Below are 319 nucleotides of genomic sequence, written 5' to 3'. Positions count from 1 at the left end.
CTGCGGACCGTTAGTATGCGCCGCGCACAGGCCTGACACAGCGGAAGCCTGACGGGGAGACAACAACATGGCAGTCATGCTGCCCGGAGAGCTGGACGAGATCCTGGATCTGATCGGGATCGTCTGGCCCAACGTGGACGAGGACGAACTCCGGGCGATCGCGACCGAGTACCGGTCCTTCGCCTCGGAGCTCCAGGAGGTGCGGACCTACTCCGACAACGCGACCGGGTATCTGCGCTCGGTCACGACCGGCAAGGCCGTCGAGGCCTTCGGTGAGCACTGGGACAACAAGCAGTCCAAGGGGATGGAGCACCTCGGC

1 protein-coding gene is annotated in these 319 nt (G+C 64.9%); it reads left to right on the top strand.

Features of this window, described 5'->3' with window-relative positions:
- Window positions 1-67 precede the first annotated feature (67 nt).
- The coding region (locus AOK09_RS41000) for a WXG100-like domain-containing protein (protein WP_456153974.1) at window positions 68-319 on the top strand (252 nt) is incomplete at its 3' end.

It is taken from the genome of Peterkaempfera griseoplana (assembly GCF_001418575.1).
Lineage (GTDB): Bacteria > Actinomycetota > Actinomycetes > Streptomycetales > Streptomycetaceae > Peterkaempfera > Peterkaempfera griseoplana.
Note: the sequence above shows the minus strand (reverse complement) of the source record. Positions and strands in the feature narration are given on the sequence as shown.